Source organism: Nocardia gipuzkoensis, assembly GCF_021183645.1.
Lineage (GTDB): Bacteria > Actinomycetota > Actinomycetes > Mycobacteriales > Mycobacteriaceae > Nocardia > Nocardia abscessus.
This window is the reverse complement of sequence record NZ_CP089225.1, coordinates 3181501-3200578: the sequence shown is the minus strand read 5'-3', so window position 1 is coordinate 3200578 and position 19078 is coordinate 3181501. Positions and strand designations below refer to the sequence as shown.

Annotated in this window: 20 protein-coding genes and 1 tRNA gene; 11 read left to right on the top strand and 10 right to left on the bottom strand. The window is 68.6% G+C overall.

The features are described 5' to 3' along the window. Positions 1-12 precede the first annotated feature (12 nt). The 4 genes from LTT66_RS14485 to nth all read right to left on the bottom strand — a co-directional run bounded on the left by LTT66_RS14485 (position 13) and on the right by nth (position 3344). Entirely contained in the window at positions 13-1206 is a 1194-nt protein-coding gene (locus LTT66_RS14485; protein WP_195066865.1) for a MarP family serine protease, read from the bottom strand. After that, positions 1203-1919, bottom strand: a complete 717-nt coding sequence (locus LTT66_RS14480; RefSeq protein ID WP_408638796.1) for an NUDIX hydrolase — start codon at positions 1917-1919, stop codon at positions 1203-1205. Before LTT66_RS14480 ends, LTT66_RS14485 begins: the two co-directional genes overlap by 4 nt. A gap of 79 nt (positions 1920-1998) precedes the next feature. Next, complete coding sequence (locus tag LTT66_RS14475) at positions 1999-2646, bottom strand: TlpA family protein disulfide reductase (RefSeq protein ID WP_233067622.1); 648 nt, start codon at positions 2644-2646, stop codon at positions 1999-2001. Next, positions 2643-3344 carry an endonuclease III gene (gene nth / locus LTT66_RS14470; protein ID WP_228820342.1) on the bottom strand — a complete coding sequence of 234 codons (702 nt, stop codon included), beginning with the start codon at positions 3342-3344 and terminating at the stop codon, positions 2643-2645. Before nth ends, LTT66_RS14475 begins: the two co-directional genes overlap by 4 nt. A 223-nt stretch (positions 3345-3567) precedes the next feature. Here nth and LTT66_RS14465 point away from each other — a divergent pair, with 223 nt between their 5' ends. Next, positions 3568-3810 (top strand): hypothetical protein, encoded by a 243-nt coding sequence (locus tag LTT66_RS14465; RefSeq protein WP_040686056.1) that lies wholly within the window; start codon positions 3568-3570, stop codon positions 3808-3810. A 134-nt stretch (positions 3811-3944) separates the two neighbouring features. Continuing rightward, entirely contained in the window at positions 3945-4619 is a 675-nt protein-coding gene (locus LTT66_RS14460) for a Crp/Fnr family transcriptional regulator (protein ID WP_019044571.1), read from the top strand. 63 nt (positions 4620-4682) lie between these two features. Here LTT66_RS14460 and LTT66_RS14455 read toward each other — a convergent pair whose 3' ends face one another. The 3 genes from LTT66_RS14455 to LTT66_RS14445 are packed head-to-tail and all read right to left on the bottom strand — an operon-like array spanning position 4683 to position 6148. Next, on the bottom strand, positions 4683-5474 hold the full coding sequence (locus tag LTT66_RS14455; protein WP_233067619.1) for an MBL fold metallo-hydrolase: 792 nt from the start codon (positions 5472-5474) through the stop codon (positions 4683-4685). 39 nt (positions 5475-5513) lie between these two features. Next, positions 5514-5972: a RidA family protein gene (locus LTT66_RS14450; protein WP_043685629.1), complete on the bottom strand. Its 459-nt coding sequence runs from the start codon at positions 5970-5972 to the stop codon at positions 5514-5516. Between the two features lie 14 nt (positions 5973-5986). Beyond that, a complete protein-coding gene (locus LTT66_RS14445; RefSeq protein WP_085994820.1) occupies positions 5987-6148 on the bottom strand; it encodes a DUF4177 domain-containing protein in 162 nt (53 codons plus the stop codon). A 672-nt stretch (positions 6149-6820) separates the two neighbouring features. Here LTT66_RS14445 and LTT66_RS14440 point away from each other — a divergent pair. Both LTT66_RS14440 and LTT66_RS14435 read left to right on the top strand, forming a co-directional pair. Further along, positions 6821-7840 (top strand): ArsA-related P-loop ATPase, encoded by a 1020-nt coding sequence (locus LTT66_RS14440; protein ID WP_195104200.1) that lies wholly within the window; start codon positions 6821-6823, stop codon positions 7838-7840. Beyond that, positions 7837-8982: an ArsA family ATPase gene (locus LTT66_RS14435; protein WP_233067616.1), complete on the top strand. Its 1146-nt coding sequence runs from the start codon at positions 7837-7839 to the stop codon at positions 8980-8982. The genes LTT66_RS14440 and LTT66_RS14435 overlap by 4 nt, the downstream gene beginning before the upstream one ends. A gap of 87 nt (positions 8983-9069) precedes the next feature. Here the strand turns inward: LTT66_RS14435 and LTT66_RS14430 are convergent, their stop codons facing one another. Beyond that, complete coding sequence (locus LTT66_RS14430; RefSeq protein WP_014981178.1) at positions 9070-9393, bottom strand: WhiB family transcriptional regulator; 324 nt, start codon at positions 9391-9393, stop codon at positions 9070-9072. A 367-nt stretch (positions 9394-9760) separates the two neighbouring features. On the opposite strand from LTT66_RS14430, the gene LTT66_RS14425 reads away from it, so the two are divergent. After that, positions 9761-12130, top strand: a complete 2370-nt coding sequence (locus tag LTT66_RS14425; protein ID WP_233067614.1) for a penicillin-binding protein — start codon at positions 9761-9763, stop codon at positions 12128-12130. A 55-nt stretch (positions 12131-12185) separates the two neighbouring features. Here LTT66_RS14425 and LTT66_RS14420 read toward each other — a convergent pair whose 3' ends face one another. Continuing rightward, positions 12186-12650 (bottom strand): GatB/YqeY domain-containing protein, encoded by a 465-nt coding sequence (locus tag LTT66_RS14420; RefSeq protein WP_181721128.1) that lies wholly within the window; start codon positions 12648-12650, stop codon positions 12186-12188. A gap of 132 nt (positions 12651-12782) precedes the next feature. Here LTT66_RS14420 and LTT66_RS14415 point away from each other — a divergent pair, with 132 nt between their 5' ends. The 5 genes from LTT66_RS14415 (at position 12783) to LTT66_RS14395 (ending at position 17648) form a co-directional block, all read left to right on the top strand. Next, a complete protein-coding gene (locus LTT66_RS14415) occupies positions 12783-13745 on the top strand; it encodes a metallophosphoesterase (protein WP_233067612.1) in 963 nt (320 codons plus the stop codon). A 38-nt stretch (positions 13746-13783) separates the two neighbouring features. Then, positions 13784-15472 carry a hypothetical protein gene (locus tag LTT66_RS14410; protein ID WP_233067610.1) on the top strand — a complete coding sequence of 563 codons (1689 nt, stop codon included), beginning with the start codon at positions 13784-13786 and terminating at the stop codon, positions 15470-15472. 60 nt (positions 15473-15532) lie between these two features. Beyond that, a tRNA-Pro gene (locus tag LTT66_RS14405) sits at positions 15533-15606 on the top strand. 178 nt (positions 15607-15784) lie between these two features. Continuing rightward, positions 15785-16657 (top strand): SDR family oxidoreductase, encoded by an 873-nt coding sequence (locus tag LTT66_RS14400; RefSeq protein WP_233067608.1) that lies wholly within the window; start codon positions 15785-15787, stop codon positions 16655-16657. Positions 16658-16919: 262 nt separating this feature from the next. Continuing rightward, the gene (locus LTT66_RS14395) at positions 16920-17648 is read left to right on the top strand and encodes an SDR family NAD(P)-dependent oxidoreductase (protein ID WP_233067606.1); all 729 of its coding nucleotides are present in this window, start codon (positions 16920-16922) and stop codon (positions 17646-17648) included. 40 nt (positions 17649-17688) lie between these two features. Here the strand turns inward: LTT66_RS14395 and LTT66_RS14390 are convergent, their stop codons facing one another. Continuing rightward, positions 17689-18147 (bottom strand): hypothetical protein, encoded by a 459-nt coding sequence (locus LTT66_RS14390; protein ID WP_233067604.1) that lies wholly within the window; start codon positions 18145-18147, stop codon positions 17689-17691. Positions 18148-18341: 194 nt separating this feature from the next. Here LTT66_RS14390 and LTT66_RS14385 point away from each other — a divergent pair, with 194 nt between their 5' ends. Next, positions 18342-19049 (top strand): GntR family transcriptional regulator, encoded by a 708-nt coding sequence (locus LTT66_RS14385; RefSeq protein WP_043685590.1) that lies wholly within the window; start codon positions 18342-18344, stop codon positions 19047-19049. Positions 19050-19078 lie beyond the last annotated feature (29 nt).

Below are 19078 nucleotides of genomic sequence, written 5' to 3'. Positions count from 1 at the left end.
AACACGGCGAGATCAGCTGAGCACGCATGCTCCGGTGGCGACCGGGCCCGCGGAACGCTCCGAAGCCTCCAGTTCGGAACGGACCTCGTTGAGCGTCAGGACATAGCCGGTGTCGTTGTCGGTCACCGCGGCGCCGAAGACGACTCCGAGCACCTGTCCCCGCGTATCCACCAGCGGCCCACCCGAATTGCCCGCTTGAACGAGCCCACGCACCGTGTACACCTCGCGCTTGACCGTTCCGTCCCGGTAGATGTTCGGCCCGGTCAGATCGAGGGTCTCGCGGATCCGTGCCGCGCTCGCCGTGTACCGGCCACCGCCCGGGTAGCCGAGCACGATGGCGCTCTCGCCGGAACGGGCGGGCGCGGGCGCCTGGGGAACGACCGGAGCGGTGAGCCCGGGCACCGAGAGCACCGCGACGTCCGTGAACGGATCGAACAGCACCACCGAAGCGGGCAGCGAGCCGGATGCCGTGTCGACGTCGATGCTCGTGGTGCCCGCGACGACGTGCGCGTTGGTCATCACGCGCTCCGGCGCGATCACGAACCCGGAACCTTCCAGCGCACGCTGGCAACTCGGCGCGACCCCGCGGATGCGCAGCACGCTCTGCTGCAGCGACGCGGCGACCGGACTTGCCAGCACGCTCGGATCAGGCGGTTCGACGGCCGCGATCGGCGCCCGCCCGAACGGCCCGATCACGTCCGGCAAGCCGGAGGTGTTGAGCAGCTTGGAGAATTCGTTGGGCAGCCTGCGCAGCCAGTTCGGCGCGACGTCGTTGACGTCGGCGAGCACCCGCGAGCCGTTGATCGCGGTCGCGATGGCCGGCTGCGACGAGGTGGCCAGCGGCAGCGCCAGCAGCCACGCCGTGACGAGCACGGCGACCGCCTGCAGCCCCGCGCCGACCACGCTGTCCACGCTGCGGGTGAACGGATGACGCATGCCGCTGCGCGCTGCGCGTCCGAGCACCATGCCCGCGACCTCGCCGACGATCACCAGCACCACGATCAGCAGCACACCGGTGAGCACTCTGGTGCGGCCCTCATCGACATGCACCAGGATGTGCGGCGCGATCAGGATGCCCGCGACGGCGCCGAGCACCACGCCGAGAAAGGCCAGCGCGGAGGCCACCGCACCCTGCCGCCACCCCGAGGAGGCGGCCAGCAGCGCGAGCAGCACGACGGCGATGTCGAGCCAGGCCGACGAGCTCATAACGTCATCCCCACGGCGGCGAGTGCGGTCTCCAGGTCACGAACGTCCTCGTGGTCCCACTCGCGGTCCCAGCCCGACGCCTTGCTGATCCCGGCCAGTATGCCGCCGGTCAGACCCCAGACCAGCATTCCGTCCACCTGGAACGCCGGGCTCTGATAGCCGAGGGTGCTGCGGACCAGGAAGCGGTTCGCCGGATCGAGCAGCTGCGCCAGCGGGACGCGCACGACCCGTTCGGTCTCGCTCTCGTTCACCACCCGTACCGCTCCCGGCGCGCGCCAGTACGCGATCACGGGTGTCACGTCGAACCGGGAGGGCGGCACGAACAGTTTCGGCAGCACCGCGAACGGCTCGACGCCCGAACGGTCCAGGCCGGTCTCCTCGCACGCCTCGCGCAGCGCGGTGTCGATCGGCCCGGCGTCCTCCGGGTCCACCGCGCCGCCGGGGAACGCGACCTGTCCGCGATGCTGGCGCATCGTGGACGCGCGCTGGGTGAGCAGCACTTCGGCGTCGGCGGGCAGTCCGCCCGGAGCGTTCGGGTCCGTCTCCGGCGAGCCGCCGAACAGCACGAGCACGGCGGCTTGGCGCGGTTTCGAGGTCACGGTCAGGACGCGGCGCAACGCACGCGCCCTGGTCAAAGTGTCGGCGCCATCGGCGGCCGGTTCCGCCGAGCGGGCCAGCCACGCCGGAAGATCTCGCGGCGGCTCGATCGTCAACGCACACCTCCCCCGCGCATGCGTCCCCGACTGACCGCCCGCACCGACACCTCCACCATTGATTTGTTCACCCGCATCGTCATGCGGCCACTCCGAGCTTGCCCGCGACCGTGTTCGCGATGTCATCCACCCCCTCGAAAGCGCGCACCACGACCTCGGCGACCGAGCCATCGGCCCGCACCAGCACCGAGATCGGCAGCACGGCGGGGGCGCCGACGGCCGTGCGCACCCGCGCGTCGGCGTCAAGCACGCCTGGCAGCTGGACGCCCAGTCCGTGCAGCCGGGACAGGGCCTTGGCCTCATCAGGGTCGCTGTGCACGGTCAGCACCGTAATCGCGTTTCCGGCGCGTTGGGCGTATTGCTGCAAATACGGCAACTCCTGGGCGCACGGTGCGCACCAGTAGGCCCAGAGGTTCAGCAGGGCCGGCTTGCCCGCCAGCGCGGCGGCCAGGTCGACCGGCCTGCCGTTCGCCAGGCACTCGAGCGTTATCCCGGCCAGCGGGCCGTTCCCGGGAGCGGCGGCGCTCGGACAATCGTGCAGACCGGCGGCGGCGCGCAGGTCATCGGAAACGCCGGTGGCGAGGGATGTGGACCGCGGTCCCGTCGTCTCGCCGTCGTCGCCGCGCGGCCACACCGCGACCGCCAGCGCCACCACCGCGATCAGACCGGCGAGTGCCCAACGCCACGCAAGACCCGTGCTCCTTCGGCCCGAGGGCTCCGAGCTCACCGGCCCACCAGCTCGAGCAGATGCTCCCGCTCCGGCCCTTTCACCAGTTTGGCCGCGGCCTCCGGATCGGTCGGCCCGATCCCGAACGACGGGCAGTCTTTGGCCAGCACGCACGTGCCGCAGGCGGGCTTGCGGGAGTGGCAGACCCGTCTGCCGTGGAAGATCACGCGGTGCGAGAGCATCGTCCACTCCTTGCGCTCGATCAGCGCACCGACGATGTGCTCGACCTTCACCGGATCTTCCTCGTCGGTCCATCCCCAGCGACGCACCAAGCGGCCGAAATGGGTGTCGACTGTGATGCCGGGCACCCCGAACGCGTTACCGAGGATGACGTTCGCGGTCTTGCGTCCGATGCCGGGCAGCTGGACCAGTTCGGTCAGGGTGTGAGGCAATTCACCGTCGTACCGCTCCAGCAGTGCCTGGCCGAGTCCGATCAGCGAGGCGGCCTTGTTCCGGAAGAACCCGGTCGGCCGGATGTATTCCTCCAGTTCCGCCCGGTTGGCCTCGGCATATGCGCGGGCGTCCGGGTAGCGGGCGAACAGCGCGGGGGTGGTGAGATTCACTCGCTCGTCGGTGCACTGCGCGGAAAGTATTGTCGCGACCGCCAATTCGAGCGGAGTGGTGAAATCCAGCTCACAGTGCGCATCGGGGAAAGCGGCGGCCAATTCGCGGTTCATCCGGCGTGCCCTGCGGACCAGCCCGAGCCGGGTTTCCGCCTGTCGCGCCCTGGTTTTCCGTCTCGGAGCCGCGGCGGTGACCGGCGACGTTTCGGAGGACTCGGAGCCGGCCGGAAGCCCGTTCCCGGCGGCGGTGGAGGGGGAGACGCGCACGCGTCCACCATACGGAACCGGCGGACAACGTTGCCCTTCCAGTTCAGTTGCCGTGTTCCATCTGAGACCTCGACGGTGTTTACTGCTCGTCATGCAAGGACTCGCTGTGGTGCTCTTCCCAGTGGTGTTGATGCTGTTCGCACTGGGTATGGAGCGGGTCGAGAACCGGCTCCGCAAGCTTCTCGAACCCGACGAAGAGGTTCAGCAGTACCTGGACAAGGCAAGCAACGCCGAGGTGAAGGAGCTGACGAAGCTCGGCCTCCCCGCCGCCGTGGCCCGTATGCGCAGGCGCCGCTCCCGCGGCGAGGAGCTGGACGTGGCTCGCGCGAGCTGACACCGGCGCGAGCGTCGCGCAATCCACTCGTTACGTGGTGTCCGTCACTACGCTGTAGGCACGCCGCGTAGACTGCGCTGTTGGCCGAGTCGCTTCGGTCCAGTACAGAGCCATTTCCCATAAGGAGCACATTCGTGGACGAGGCCCTCGCCAGAGCAGGCATCTTCCAGGGCGTCGAGCCCACTGCGGTGGCCGCCCTCGCCAAGCAACTTCAACCGGTGGATTTCCCGCGTGGACACGTCATCTTCAACGAGGGCGAGCCGGGCGACCGGCTGTACATCATCACGTCCGGCAAGGTGAAGATCGGACGTCGTTCGCCCGACGGGCGCGAGAACCTGCTGACCATCATGGGCCCGTCCGACATGTTCGGCGAACTGTCGATCTTCGACCCGGGGCCGCGCACCTCCACCGCCACCACGGTGACCGAGGTGCGTGCGGTGACGATGGATCGCGACGCCCTCAAGGCCTGGATCGATCAGCGACCCGAGATCGCCGAGCAGTTGCTGCGCGTTCTCGCGCGCCGCCTGCGCCGGACCAACAACAACCTGGCCGATCTGATCTTCACCGACGTCCCCGGCCGGGTCGCCAAGGCGCTGCTGCAGCTCGCGCAGCGCTTCGGCACCCAGGAGGCGGGCGCGCTGCGGGTCACCCACGACCTCACCCAGGAGGAGATCGCCCAGCTGGTCGGCGCCTCCCGCGAGACCGTGAACAAAGCGCTGGCCGACTTCGCGCATCGCGGCTGGCTGCGGCTGGAGGGCAAGAGCGTGCTCATCTCCGACTCCGAGCGCCTGGCCCGCCGCGCGCGGTAGCGGACCTCATACGGCGAACGCCGGGTTCAGCGCTCCACTGAACCCGGCGTTGTGGCGTTCCGCCTAGCCGTGCACGCGCAGGTAGTCCAACTGCGCCTGCACCGAACTGCGCGCCGCCGGCCACAACCGCTTGTCCACGTCGGAATACACCTTCCGCACCACCGCCATCGCACCCGCGTCCGGACCGAGCGTCCGCAGTGCGTCCCGCACCTGACCGAGACGCTCGTGCCGATGCGCGATGTAGTAGCGGGCGACCGGCTCGAGGTCCGGATGGTCCGGGCCGTGCGCGGGCAGCAAAGCCTTGCCCTTGCCCGCCTCCACCAGCCGGTCCAGCGAGGACAGATAGTCGGCCAGCGTGCCGTCGGTGGAGTCGAGCACCGTGGTGCCCGAGCCGAGAATGGTGTCACCGGTCAGCACCGCGTCATCGAGGACGAAACTGACCGAGTCGCCGGTGTGGCCCGGTGTCTCCAGCACGGTGATCCGCAGGCCCGCGGCCTCGATCACCTCGCCGCCGGCGAGCGGGGCATCCGAGCCGCGCAGAAAGGCGGAATCCTTGGCCCGCACCGGTGTTCCGGTCAGCTCGACCAGGCGATCGATGCCGCCGGTGTGGTCGTGATGACGGTGGGTGACCAAGGTGAGGGCGATCCGGCCGCCGGTGGCTTCGGCGATCGCGGCGCAGTGCGACTTGTCCTTCGGCCCCGGGTCCACCACCACACAGTCCGTCCCTCCGGGCGCGCGCAGGATCCAAGTATTGGTTCCCTCCAAGGTCATCTGGCCCGGATTGTCGGCGAGCAGCACCGCCGCCATCTCGGTGACCTGCCGGAGCTGCCCATAGGCGGGGTGTGTCAATGTCATCGCATAACCTCGGATAGAAACGGAGCCGGTAGTTCCGGTCTAGCGCACCTCGGCGATCAGTTCGACCTCGACGGGGGTGTCGCGGGGAAGTTCGGCGACGCCGACGGCCGAGCGCGCGTGTCTGCCCGCGTCACCGAAGACCTGGCCGAGGAACTCCGACGCACCATTGATCACCACCGGCTGATCACCGAATCCCGGTGCCGAGGCGACGAATCCGACCACCTTCACAATGCGCACCACCGCGTCCAGCCCGACCAGGTCGTGCACCGCGGCCAAGGCGTTCAGCGCGCACAGCCGGGCCGCCTCCTTGGCCGCCTCGACCGAAACCTCCGCGCCGACCTTGCCGACCGCGGACAACTGGCCGTTCACGAACGGCAGCTGCCCGGAGGTGTAGACGAGCGACCCGGTCCGGATCGCGGGAATGTAGGCCGCGACCGGAGCAACGACCGGCGGCAGGGTGATGCCGAGTTCGGCGAGGTTCTTCTCCCACTGGGTCACTGCCTCACCCTCCTCTACTTGGGCCGCTTGAGGTAGGCGACGTGCTGCTCACCGGTCGGGCCGGGCAGCACGGTGACCAGTTCCCAGCCGTCGGCTCCCCACTGGTCGAGAATCTGCTTCGTCGCGTGCGTCAGCAGCGGCACGGTCGCGTACTCCCACAGGGTCGTATCACTCATGTGCGAGAGCGTAGCTGTGTTCGATTTGCAGCGCCTTCGGCGCTGCGTGTTCGCGGCCCCTTGGTGGCGCGAACGGCGCATGCTCGGTCTCGCTTCGCTCGAAACCGGTGGTTGGGCCGATGTGGTTGCGACAGGTGCTAGGCCCCACCACTCGGAGTTCGGTTCTTCAGCCGCACGGCAGGAGATGTCTCCTGGCGACCTCCGCGCTGGCGTGACGACCGCTCGGACGCGAACGAGGCCACACGGGCAGCGCTCCGTCGCTCGAAACCCCTGGATGGGCCGATGTGGTTGCGACAGGTGCTAGGCCCCACCACTCGGAGTTCGGTTCTTCAGCCGCACGGCGGGCGAGGTGGCTGGTGACCTCGGCGGCCGCCCGGAAGCGAGCATGCAGTGCGCCGTCTCGCTTCGCTCGAACCCTTGGTTGGGCCGATGGGGTGCGTGGAAGACGCGGGCGGTCTGGCAGGGGCCGTTGGGGGCGACCGATGCCTGTGCCGCGGCGCGGATGGTCCGGACGGCGCACGGCGGATTTCGTACGAGCATCGGCAACTCGCCGGGTGTGGGCGGCATCCCAGTATGGCCTGTGACCAGGCGTTCATTCGCCCGTCTGGTACGGCCGGTGACTCGTAGTGGCGGACCAGTTATAGGCTCGCGAGCGTGGGAGTACCAACAGCAGTGCCGCTTTCGGCGGAGCCGGGACTGGACACAGGGTGGCCGAAGCGCGCTGAGCAGGCCCGCTTGCACTACGTCTCCGGTAAGGGGGGCACGGGCAAGTCGACGGTGGCCGCCGCGCTGGCGCTGGCGCTCGCCGCGGGCGGACGGCGGGTGTTGTTGGTCGAGGTGGAGAGCAGGCAATCGATCGCGCAGCTGTTCGATCTGCCGCCGCTGCCGCCGACCGAGACACGGATCGCCACCGCCGACGGCGGCGGCGAAGTCGTCGCGCTGGCGCTGGACATCGAGCACGCCTTCCTCGAATACCTCGACATGTTCTACAACCTCGGCTTCGCGGGACGGGCGATGCGCCGGATGGGCGCCATCGAGTTCGTCACCACGATCGCGCCCGGTCTGCGCGACGTCATCCTGACCGGCAAGATCAAGGAGTGCGCGGTTCGCGTGGACAAGTCCGGCAAGCGGGTCTACGACGAAATCGTGGTCGACGCCCCGCCCACCGGCCGGATCGCCGGTTTCCTCGACGTCACCAAGGCCATGGCCGAGGTGGCCAAGGGCGGGCCGATCGCCTCGCAGTCCGAGGGCGTCTCGCAGTTGCTGCACTCCGACCAGACCATGATCCATCTGGTCACGCTGCTGGAGGCGCTGCCGGTCCAGGAAACGGCCGACGCGATCGCCGAACTCACCGCCGCCGACCTGCGCATCGGCACCGTCATCGTGAACCGCGCGACCGAAGGCCAGCTCCCGCCCGAGCTGCGCGCCAGGGCCGCCCGGGGCGATCTGGACGCCGATGCCGTTCGCGCCGGCCTCACCTCCGCCGGGATCACCCTCTCCGACAGCGACTTCCAGGGCCTGCTCACCGAAACGATCGAGCACTCCGCCACGCTACAAGCACAGGACGACAGCGCCGAGGAGCTGGCCAAGGTCGACATCTCCCGGCTCTACCTGCCCGCCCTGCCCGATGGGATGGATCTGGGCGGGCTGTACGAACTAGCCGAACACCTCACCGCACAGGGAGTCCGATGAGCACGCCGACCCACCCCACGGCTGCCCCGCTGGATGTCTCGCGGATCATCGCCGACCCCTCCGCCCGCGTGGTGGTCTGCTGCGGCTCCGGTGGCGTCGGCAAGACCACCACCGCCGCCGCTATCGCGCTGCGCGCCGCCGAGGCGGGACGCAAGGTCGTGGTGCTCACCATCGACCCCGCGCGCAGGCTGGCCCAGTCACTGGGCGTCGCCGACCTCGGTAACAACCCGCAGCGGGTGGCGCTGGGTCCGGAGGTCAAGGGCGAGTTGTACGCGATGATGCTCAACATGCGTCGCACGTTCGACGACATGGTGCTCGAGCACACCAGCGGGGAGAAAGCCGACCAGATCTTCGCCAATCCCTTCTATCAGACGGTCGCCTCCTCCTTCGGCGGCACACAGGAGTACATGGCGATGGAGAAGCTGGGCCAGCTGGCTCACCGGGGCGAATGGGACCTGATCGTGGTCGACACGCCGCCTTCGCGCAACGCGCTCGACTTTCTGGACGCTCCCAAGCGGCTGGGCAACTTCCTCAACGGCCGGATGATCCGCGTGATCATGGCTCCCGGCCGCGGCGTGACCCGATTGGTGACCGGCGCGATGAGCCTGGCCGTGCGTGGCGTGTCCACCGTCGTGGGCGGGCAGATGCTCAAGGACGCGTCGAACTTCCTGCAGTCTCTGGAATCGCTGTTCGGCGGCTTCCAGGAGCGGGCCGAGCGGACCTTCGCGATGCTGTCGAAGCCGGGCACGCATTTCCTCGTGGTGGCGGCGCCGGAACCGGACGCGCTGCGGGAGGCCTCGTTCTTCGTCGACCGCCTCTCCACCGAGCGCATGCCGCTGGCGGGACTGGTGCTCAACCGCACGCATCCGGTGCTCAGCTCGCTGTCGGCCGATCACGCGATCACCGCCGCCGACCAGGTGGCCGAATCCGATCCGCTCACCGCGGCGGTGTTGCGAGTGCACGCTCGCCGGGTCGCCACCGACAAGCGCGAGCAGCATCTGCTGCACCGCTTCACGGGCGCGCACCCGCGCGTGCCGATCGTCTCGGTCACCTCGCTCCCGTTCGAGGTGTCCGATCTCGACGCGCTGCGGGTGGTCGGCGATCAGCTCACCAGCACGGCCCGCGCGACCGCTGATACTTAGGCGTATCCGCTATTGCTTCGAAGAAAATATCGGTCCTGAAACGAAACTGAGCCCGCTCGCGCGGGCTCCGTTTCGGTTTGAGCTGGACTACATCGCCACTTGGTGCTGGCGCTGGGCCTGGAAGAAATCGGCCCACGAGGTCACTTCCGGATGCTGCTTCAACAGGGCGCGGCGCTGCCGCTCCGTCATGCCGCCCCACACACCGAACTCGACGCGGTTGTCCAGGGCGTCGGCACCACACTGCATGAGCACCGGACAGTGCCTGCAGATCGTCGCCGCTTTGCGCTGCGCCGCGCCGCGGACGAACAACTGATCGGGATCCACTTCCTTGCATCGGGCCTGGGCTACCCAGGCGATCCTTGCTTCGGCCTGCTCCACGTCCAATCGAGCGATGGGGGTTGTCATGTGCATTTGGTGTGCCCCTTTGCAGTCCGAACACCGGGTCAACGGCGCTCCAGAATCGCGTTGTCACCGCGCAGCACCCAAACCCCGCTGCGAAGTGCACCACATTCCACTTTGAGTGTTAGCTCTATCACACTGGGTTCTCAATCTAGGTAAAGGTATGGCGCTTGCGCAAGACCACCTCGAGATTTTTTGGTACGTCCGTCCCTGCAAAGCCGGGCGCACACAGGACGGGCAGGCAGATTGCGTGCGGGCCCTTGCGCGACACGCCGGGTGCGATCGCGCGACACGCCCATTCCGGTTCGCGAACAACCAGTTCCGGGCTTCGGACAAATGCCGCCAAGAACGCCGGAATGGCAACCCGTAGTCTTGATTGGTGCCGATCACACATACGCTCGCGCGCCTGGCCGGCAGCTGCGTGCTGGCCTCCGTGCTCGTCGCCGGGTTGTTGTTCCCGCTCGCCGGCGGCTTCGGGTTCGTCTCCAACCGCGCCGCCGACGCCGTGGACAACGTCTCCGCGGAGCTGGTCGAGGGAACGGTGCCCGCGGTCTCGACCATGGTCGACGCGGCGGGCAATCCGATCGCCTGGCTGTACGAGCAGCGCCGATTCGAGGTCCCCAGCGACCGGATCTCCAACGACATGAAACTGGCGATCGTGTCCATCGAGGACCGCCGCTTCGCCGAGCACGAGGGCGTCGACTGGCAGGGCACGCTGCGCGCATTCCTCACCAACACCACCAGCGGCGAGGTGCAGCAGGGCGCGTCGACGCTGGATCAGCAGTACGTGAAGAATTTCCAGCTGCTGGTGGTCGCCAAGACCGACGCCGAACGCCGCGCCGCCATCGAGACCACTCCGGCCCGCAAGATCCGTGAGATCCGGATGGCGCTCACGCTGGACCGTGAGCTGACCAAGGACGAGATCCTCACCAGATACCTCAACCTCGTCCCGTTCGGAAACTCCTCCTACGGCATCCAGGACGCCGCGAAGACCTACTTCGGCGTCGACGCGGCCGAACTGAACGTGTCGCAGGCCGCGATGCTGGCGGGCATGGTGCAGAGTTCGTCCAAGCTGAACCCCTACACCAACCCGGACGGCGTGCTGGCCCGGCGCAACACGGTGCTGGACACGATGATCCAGAACATTCCCAGCCGCGCCGAGGAGTTCCGCGAGGCCAAGACCAAGCCGCTGGGCGTGCTGCCGGAGCCCAAGGGCCTGCCGCGCGGTTGCATCGCGGCCAACGACCGCGGCTTCTTCTGCGACTACGCGCTGCAGTATCTGGCCAATTCGGGCATCAGCCGCGAGCAGATCGAAAAGGGCGGCTATCTGATCAGGACCACCCTCGACCCGGCCGTGCAGGACTCGGTGAAGCGGGCGGTGACCGATGCGGCGAACCCCAATCTGGACAACATCGCCGAGGTCATGTCGGTGGTCGCGCCGGGGCAGGACTCGCATCCGGTACTCGCGATGGCCAGCAGTCGCACCTACGGCCTCAACCGGGACGCGAGCGAGACCGTACAGCCGCAGCCGTACTCGATGGTCGGTGACGGCGCGGGCTCGATCTTCAAGGTGTTCACGACCGCCGCGGCCATGGAAAAGGGACTCGGCATCGACGCCCAGCTGGAGGTGCCCGGCCGGTTCGAGGCCAAGGGCATGGGTAACGGTGGTGCGCGCGGATGCCCGCCCGCCACCTACTGCGTCGAGAACGCGGGCCGGTACAAGTCGCCCATGTCGGTCACCGAGGCGCTGGCCACGTCGCCGAACACCGCGTTCGTCAAGCTGATCCAGGCCGTCGGGGTCACCCCGACCGTCGACATGGCGGTCCGGCTCGGCATGCGCTCGTTCACCGAAGCGGGCTCCTCGGGCCACGGCAACCAGAGCCTGGCCGACATGATCAAGGACCAGAACCTCGGCTCGTTCACCCTCGGCCCCGTCGCGATCAACCCGCTGGAGTTGTCCAACGTCGCCGCGACGCTGGGTTCGGGCGGCCGGTGGTGCCCGCCGAACCCGATCAAGGAGGTCATCGACCGCCAAGGCAAGCAGGTACCGCTGACCCAGCAGGCCTGCGAGCAGGTCGTCGAACCCGGTCTGGCGAACACCCTCGCCAACGCGATGAGCAAGGACGACACCTCGGGTACGGCGGCGGCCGCGGCCCAGTCGGTGGGCTGGAACCTTCCGATGGCGGGCAAGACCGGTACCACCGAGAGCCACCGCTCCTCGGCCTTCCTCGGGTTCACCAACTCGCTCGCCTCCTCGGTCTACGTCTACGGCGACAGCCCCACTCCCGGGGAGATCTGCTCGTTCCCGCTGCGCAACTGCGGTGACGGCAACCTGTTCGGCGGTAACGAACCGGCACGCACCTGGTTCAACGCGATCAAACCGGTGATACCGCTGTTCCCGCCGCCCGCGCTGCCGCCGCTGGACGACAAATACGTGCGCGGCGCGAACAACGCCCAGGTACCCGACGTCGTCGGCATGACCCAGGGCGAGGCGACCGCCAAGCTGGTGGCGGCGGGCTTCCAGGTCTCGCCGGTGACCGGGGCGGGCGATCGGCCCAAGGGCACCGTGATGGGCACCGCGCCGAACGGCTCGGCGATCCCCGGTTCGGTGATCACGCTGTACATCAGCGACGGCACGGTCCGGGCCGCGCCGCCGCCGGGGCCGCCCCCACCGGCGCCGGGCATTCCGGGGCTGCCGCTACCGCCGCGGCTGCCACCGATCCCGATTCCGATCCCGATCCCGCGCTGAGCAGCAGAAAGGGGCCGCGAACCACACGGTTCGCGGCCCCTTTCGTGTCGCTGCCCTACAGCCGCGCCTTCACCGCGGCCGATATCCGCGAGCCGTCGGCCTTGCCCGCGGCGAGGCCGGTGGCGATCTTCATGACCTGGCCCATCTGGCGCATGCCGGGACGCTCCCCGATCTCCTCGGCGACCTGCGCGATGGCGGTGTCGGCGAGATCGGCGACCTCGGCGTCGGTCAGCTGGCTCGGCAGATACTCATCGATGATGCGCGCCTCGGCGTGCTCGTTCGCGGCCAGTTCGCCGCGCCCGGCCTGCGTGTACACCTCGGCTGATTCGTTGCGCTTCTTCGATTCCTTCTGCAGTACGGAGACGACCTCGGCGTCGGTGAGCTCACGGGCCGCCGAACCGGCGACCTCGGCGTTCTGGATCGCCGACAGCAGCATCCGCAACGTGGAAAGGCGCAGCGTGTCCTTGGCTTTCATCGCGGCGGTCAGGTCCGCCCGCAGCTGCGATTTGAGTTCCGACATGCCGATCACGGTAGCCGCTGCGGCGCGCCGGTCCCACTACATTTGCCGCGTCGCCCGTTTCCCGCCCGATAAAGGGGCGCTTGTGCGGAAACACACTCGGCGCTCCTGAGCGAGGTCACCTATGCTGGGCAAATGCCCGTGATCTCGACCTCTGCTGTACGCACGACCGCGCTGGGAGCCGCCGGGGCCGCGGTGGCCGGAATCGGCTACGCCTCGCTGGTCGAACGCAACGCCTTCGTCCTGCGGGAGGCGACCATGCCTGTCCTGGCGCCGGGGTCGTCGTCGCTGCGGGTGCTGCACCTGAGTGACCTGCACATGACGCCCGGCCAGAAGCTCAAACAGCAGTGGCTACGGGAGCTGGACCGGCTGGAGCCGGACTTGGTGATCAACACCGGCGACAACCTCTCGCATCAGAAGTCGGTGCCCGCGGTGGTCCAGGCCCTCGGCGGATTGCTCTCCCGCCCGGGCCTTTTCGTTTTCGGCAGCAACGACTATTTCGCGCCGGTGGCGAAGAACCCGCTGAAGTACTTCAAGAAGGACCATCGCCGCACCTATGGCGCGCCGCTGCCGTGGAAGGACCTGCGCGCGGCCTTCAACGAGCGCGGCTGGCTCGACCTGACGCACGTGCGCCGCGACCTCGAGGTGGCCGGTATCCGCATCGCCACCGCCGGCGTCGACGATCCGCACCTGCAGCGCGACCGCTATGACACCATCGCGGGCGCGCCGAATCCGCTGGCGGACCTGCGGATCGGCCTCACCCACTCGCCCGAGCCCCGGGTGCTGGACCGCTTCGCCGAGGACGGCTACGACCTGGTGCTGGCCGGGCACACCCACGGCGGCCAGTTGTGCCTGCCCGGCTATGGCGCCCTGGTCACCAACTGCGGGATCGACCGGTCCCGGGTGAAGGGTGCGTCGAAGTGGGGTGAGCACACCCAGCTGCACGTCTCCGCGGGCATCGGCACCTCCCCGTGGGCGCCGTACCGATTCTGCTGCCGTCCGGAGGCGACTTTGTTGACCCTGGTGGCCGCGACGCCGAAGCGGCCGGGAGCCGACACGGGCCATGGTGTGTCGGCATCGGAGGCCGTCGCCCGCTAAGGTCCCCTGCCGAGACATGTGTCAGGTAGGGGACAACTGTGAATGGATTCGACGACCGGCGCGACGACCCGACGACTCCGGGACGGCCCGCCGGGCCGCCGACTCCTCGACAACAACCTTTCGGCGCACCGCGTTTCGCCTCTGCCGCGTCCGGTGACGACGCCGAGGGCGCTAGCCGGCTGAACGCCGGGGCACAGCCGGAAGCCCCGCGACAGTCGTCACCATGGCAGCCATCCGGGGTCGATGAAGGCGGACGCCCCGCGGTCACCCCTTGGCAGCGCGGCGCGGAAGATCAGTTCTCCGGCCACGCTTCGGGCTGGCGGCCGCTGAACTCGAACGAGCCCGCGCCCACGTCGCAGTTGCCGGGCACCGGTGACGGGGGCGCATCGCCCTATCCGTGGCAGCCCGACCCCGCCACGCAATGGCCGCCGAACGAAGAGCCCGCGCCGACGCTCCAATGGCAACCGGGCGGGCAGAGCGATCCCGCCACGTCCTGGATGCCGGACGCCGGTTCGGCGGCGAACACGCCCGCATTGACCGATCCGACCTTGCTCGGCCCGGCGCCGGGCGGCCGGCAGCCGGAACCCGCGCCACCCGGCCAGGGCGGCCGGAACGATCCGACGATGCTGGCCCGATCCCTCGGGCAGCCACCGTCGGGACAGTGGCCGCCGCAGACCGAGCCGGTTCCCGGCGTCCACGGGCACAACGACCCGACCATGCTCGGACAGCCGCTCGGCGCGCTCGACCAGCACGGTCCCTTCGGTCGACGGGGGCAGAGTCCCGTACCGAGTGATTCGGCGCCCACTCTGCTCGGCTATTCGAACGCCGGCAGCTTCGGCCCACCGGCGCAGATCTCGCAGTGGCAACCAGGCGGCGGGCCGGGGCAGTACGGCCCGGCTCCCGACGGTCGATACCAGCTTGGCCCGCAGGGCGGGTTCCCGGCGCCGCCACCGCAGCAGAACAGTCCGAGAGGAAAGCTGGTCCTGTCGGCCGGGCTCGTGGCACTGCTGGTGGTAGGTCTTGTCGCCGGGGCAGTCGCCTTGACGACAATGAAGTCAGATGATTCGGCCCAGGACACCCCGCCGTCGATGGTGAGCGCGCTCACCACCACCACCGCCGCCGCGAACTCGACCGCCCCTGCGACGACCAAGCCCGCGCCGACGACGACCGCGCGCGGGTCAGCCGACAAGACCCCGCTCATCCCCGGCTTCCAGGTCGTCAAGGCGCCCGACAGCGGCGCCGCCTACGACGTGCCCGCCGACTGGACCATCGCCCCCCAAGGCACCATCGGCGGCTTCGGCGAACCGCCGAACGCCGTCGCGGGTAAAGGCTTGGCCAGCGAGGGCAAGGGCTACTGCCCCGGCTCGACCCGGACCGTCGCCTTCCTCACCGGCTCGAACACCTCGGACCCGGGCAAGGCGGCAACCGAACTCGGCACGAAGACCGCCACGCTCGCCTACAAGGCGACCTCCGGCAGCAACCCCGGCCTGCCGATGCCGCTGGCCTCGCTGGACGGCTCCCAGCACGGCATGTTCGTGGAGACCAAGGGCACCGTCGCCGACGCCAAGCCCGGTTGCGCGAAGGCGTACTCCGTCTACACCGCCGCGTTCCCCAACGACAACGGGACCTTCGTGATGGTGATCGCCGCCGACACCGGCGTCCCGCACGCACTCGACGCCGAGACAGCCAAGCGCATCTTCACCAGCATCCGCCCCCTCGAAGGCTGACTGACCTGCCGGTTTAACGTCTCGAGCCACCCTGTTGTAAGCTACTCCAGGTTCGCTTCACGGGGTGTGGCGCAGCTTGGTAGCGCGCTTCGTTCGGGACGAAGAGGTCGCAGGTTCAAATCCTGTCACCCCGACTCGTGGTTGAGACGACAAGGTAAGGCCCCTGACCGTTACACGGTCGGGGGCCTTCTTTGTGTTTCGGGACAGCGAACTTGTGGCACTCGGCGGGGGCGGCCGAACCGCTCCCGCTCGCCCCGTACGCCGGTTAGCCTCGGAGCACGATCGACCCGAATGCGAAGGGCAGCAGCAGCTATGCACGGATCCACTACCCACGCGGCAGTCGAGGGCCTGCTCGCCGGCAAGACCGCGGTGATCACCGGAGCCAGCCGGGGTATCGGCCTGGCGATTGCGATCAGGTTCGCGGCGGAGGGGGCGAACGTCGCGATGATCGCCCGTACTCAGGAGCCGCATCCCAAACTGCCGGGCACTATCCATACCGCTGCCGCGCGAGCCGAGGCGGCGGGCGGCGATGTATTGCCGCTGGTGGCGGATGTCCGCGATGACAAGGCGATGGCCGCGGCGGTCGAAAAGGTCGTGGAGCGGTTCGGCGGCATCGACATCCTGGTCAACAACGCCGGGTCGGTCGATCTGACCGGTGCCGAGCAGATCGGTATGCAGCGCTACGACCACATGCAAGCCGTGAACCTGCGCGCCCCGTTCCTGCTGTCGAAGCTGGCGCTCCCGCATCTGCGTGCCTCGGCCCGAGCCGGACGGAATCCGCATATCGTCACGCTCTCGCCACCGCTCAATATGAATCCCGAGTGGGTGGGCAACGGTGTCGCCTACACCGTCTCCAAATACGGCGTCAGTGTCGCCACCATCGGTTTGGCGCACGAGTTCCGGCCCTACGGGATCGCCGTGAACTCGCTGTGGCCGCGTACCAAAATCGACACCGCGGCGGTGCGCAACCTGCTCGGCGGCGCGGAAGCCGTCGCGGCCTCCCGCACCGCGCACATCTGCGCCGACGCCGCCCTGCTCATGGTGACCAGCCCCGCCGCGACCTACACCGGCCAACTGCTGCTGGACGAGGACGTGCTGACCGCCAACGGTGTGACGGATCTGGACCGATACCGCGTCGTCCCGGGTGACGGCGCGCTGGCCAACGACCTGTTCGTCGACGCGTAGGAAGAGGGGCTTCGGCGCGTGGTGACGACCGCGCGCCGGATCCCCGCCGCCCGTGCTGGTTTCGAAGCGAAGGACGCGTCGCCCGATTTGATCGATCAACTCTGGTCGGCCGGACAGAAACCAGATGCCCGCACTCGCCGGGTGCGAACAACGCTCGCTCGCTTCCGACACGTGGGTCACTTGCCCTTTAACGGGTAATCGGATCGAATGCGGGAATATCATCGCTGAAGCCCCACTCCCGCAATCGACGAAAGGTCGGCAGATGAGCAAGCCCGTCGATGGCGTGCCCGCAGACGAACCGCTGTCCGGGAAGACCGCGCTGGTGACGGCGGCCTACACCGGAATCGGCAGGTCGGTCGCGAAAACGCTTGCCGCGCAAGGTGCTCAGGTCGTGATCCAGCATCCGCACTTCCCGGAGCCCGCCGCGGAGGTGGTCAAGGAGATCACCGAGGCAGGCGGCAAGGCGCTGGCGCTCGCGGCGGACATCGCCGACCGCACCGAGTACGAGGAACTGGTGCAGGCGCTGCTGGAGGAATGCGGCGGATGGCACCTGCTGGTCAACACCGCGGCGGTGCCGGAGTCCGAGCCGTTCCCCAAGCTCAGCTCGGAGGGGTTCGACAGCGGTTTCGCGGCGCCGGTGAAGGGCGTGTTCCACGGTCTCCAACTGGCCCTTACGCACCTCGCCGACGAAGGCCGGGTCATCAACGTCTGCGATCCCGCCGATCCGGGCAGCGCGGTGCACGACGCGACGCGCGGTGCGGTCGAGCAGCTCGGCCAAGCCGTGGCGCCGGACTTCGTGCCGCGGCGGATCACTGTCAACACGGTCAGTTATGGCGCGGGCACGACCGACAACGCGGAGCTCGAGGTCGCCCTCGCCGCGATCAGCCCGGCCGAGCCCGCGGCGGTGGTCGCGTATCTGGCGAGCGACGCGGCGAGCACGGTGAACGCGCAAGTCATCAGGCTCGACGGCACGGGCAAGCCACCGCAATAGCCCCGGCAGTGCCCGCCGAACTCAGCGGGCGCGCCGGCGGTCACGCGACGATCGTGCCGCCGTAGGTGGTGAATCCCCGGCCCAACGCCTGGCATCCGAAGCTGCCGTGGAAGCCCACCTGGCAGGTGGCCCCCGCGTGCTGGATGATCGGACCCCACTGCCCCGCGCCGGTCTTCACGTCGTAGATGCTGGGATTGCCGCCCGGCAGCGTGTAGGGCGTAGCCGGGTCGAACGTGGGATGCGCGGGCAGCCAAGGCTGGTCGATCACGATTTCGTTCACCGTCATGGGCACCGGCACGTAGGTGTCGCCGACGTAGTAGCTCAGGTGCAGGGGAGAGCCGAAATCACACCCGACGGAGCCGTCGCCGAAGATCGCGCAGTTCGTGCTGCCCACCGAGAAGTACACCGTGCCCGGGTCGGCCTGTGCGTTACCGGCCGCGATGATCGGCGCCACCACCGCGGCGGCGAGTGCTCCGGCGAACTTCGTGCTGCGCTTCATACCATCTCCTTGGTGATTCGCCGAGGGACAACCGACTCGACAACTCTGTCGGGTCCGCGCCGGATTCCGTTTCGCCCCGCGTCATCCGCCCCACGTGCGGGCACATCGCCGCGCCCGGCGCGGTGAGCAGACGCTAACGCGGCGATAACTTACGGACACGCCACCGAAATGCGAGGTCAATAGCGTATACAGCCATGTCGACACGGATTGCCACCTTGGCGGACGCGGCGGGCAAACCGCTGCGCGACGTGGTGTACGCGGCGCTGCGCAGCGAACTCATGAACGGGGACATCAAGTTCGGCGAACGCCTGACCGAGCCGAAACTGTCGGCGCGGTTCGGCATCTCGCGCACCCCGATTCGCGAAGCGCTGACCGTCCTGTGCTCGGACGGACTGCTGCAACGCGAAGAATACGGCTTCAGTCCGGTGCGCCCGAGCATCCCTCTGATCCGTGACCTGTACGAGCTGCGAATCACTCTGGAAATGGGCGGCCTCCAGCGCGCCATGACCAACCCGGCCGTCACGCACGACCGGGAACTGCTGGAAGCCGAGCGCGCCGCCTGGCTGGAATTGCGCGCCGATCCGCCCGAACAGGAACCCGGTTTCGTGGTGCGCGACGAGGAATTCCACGTCACACTGCTCACCGCGGCGGGCAACACCGAGATGGTGCGGGCGCTCAAAGCGGTGAACTCCCGCATCCGCCATGTGCGCATGTACGACTTCATGGTCAACAACCGGATCGAGACCACCATCGCCGAGCATCTCGGCATCCTGGACGCCGTGCTGGCGGACGATCTCCCGCTGGCCTACCGGCTGCTGCACACGCACATCGGTGAATCGCTGGACGTGGTGCTCGAACGAGTCACCCGCGCGATCACGGCGATGTCGCTGGCCACGGATTAGCAAGGAGTGGTTGTGGGGCTGGAATTCGA

What these genes read in the sequence shown, in the direction of transcription:
- LTT66_RS14485 (WP_195066865.1), bottom strand. Translation starts at nt 1,206, where the DNA reads ATGAGCTCGTCGGCCTGGCTCGACATCGCCGTCGTGCTGCTCGCGCTG.
- LTT66_RS14400 (WP_233067608.1), top strand. Translation starts at nt 15,785, where the DNA reads ATGCACGGATCCACTACCCACGCGGCAGTCGAGGGCCTGCTCGCCGGC.
- LTT66_RS14390 (WP_233067604.1), bottom strand. Translation starts at nt 18,147, where the DNA reads ATGAAGCGCAGCACGAAGTTCGCCGGAGCACTCGCCGCCGCGGTGGTG.
- LTT66_RS14445 (WP_085994820.1), bottom strand. Translation starts at nt 6,148, where the DNA reads ATGAGTGATACGACCCTGTGGGAGTACGCGACCGTGCCGCTGCTGACG.
- LTT66_RS14430 (WP_014981178.1), bottom strand. Translation starts at nt 9,393, where the DNA reads ATGCACATGACAACCCCCATCGCTCGATTGGACGTGGAGCAGGCCGAA.
- LTT66_RS14420 (WP_181721128.1), bottom strand. Translation starts at nt 12,650, where the DNA reads ATGTCGGAACTCAAATCGCAGCTGCGGGCGGACCTGACCGCCGCGATG.
- LTT66_RS14435 (WP_233067616.1), top strand. Translation starts at nt 7,837, where the DNA reads ATGAGCACGCCGACCCACCCCACGGCTGCCCCGCTGGATGTCTCGCGG.
- LTT66_RS14415 (WP_233067612.1), top strand. Translation starts at nt 12,783, where the DNA reads ATGCCCGTGATCTCGACCTCTGCTGTACGCACGACCGCGCTGGGAGCC.
- LTT66_RS14455 (WP_233067619.1), bottom strand. Translation starts at nt 5,474, where the DNA reads ATGACATTGACACACCCCGCCTATGGGCAGCTCCGGCAGGTCACCGAG.
- LTT66_RS14465 (WP_040686056.1), top strand. Translation starts at nt 3,568, where the DNA reads ATGCAAGGACTCGCTGTGGTGCTCTTCCCAGTGGTGTTGATGCTGTTC.
- LTT66_RS14385 (WP_043685590.1), top strand. Translation starts at nt 18,342, where the DNA reads ATGTCGACACGGATTGCCACCTTGGCGGACGCGGCGGGCAAACCGCTG.
- LTT66_RS14395 (WP_233067606.1), top strand. Translation starts at nt 16,920, where the DNA reads ATGAGCAAGCCCGTCGATGGCGTGCCCGCAGACGAACCGCTGTCCGGG.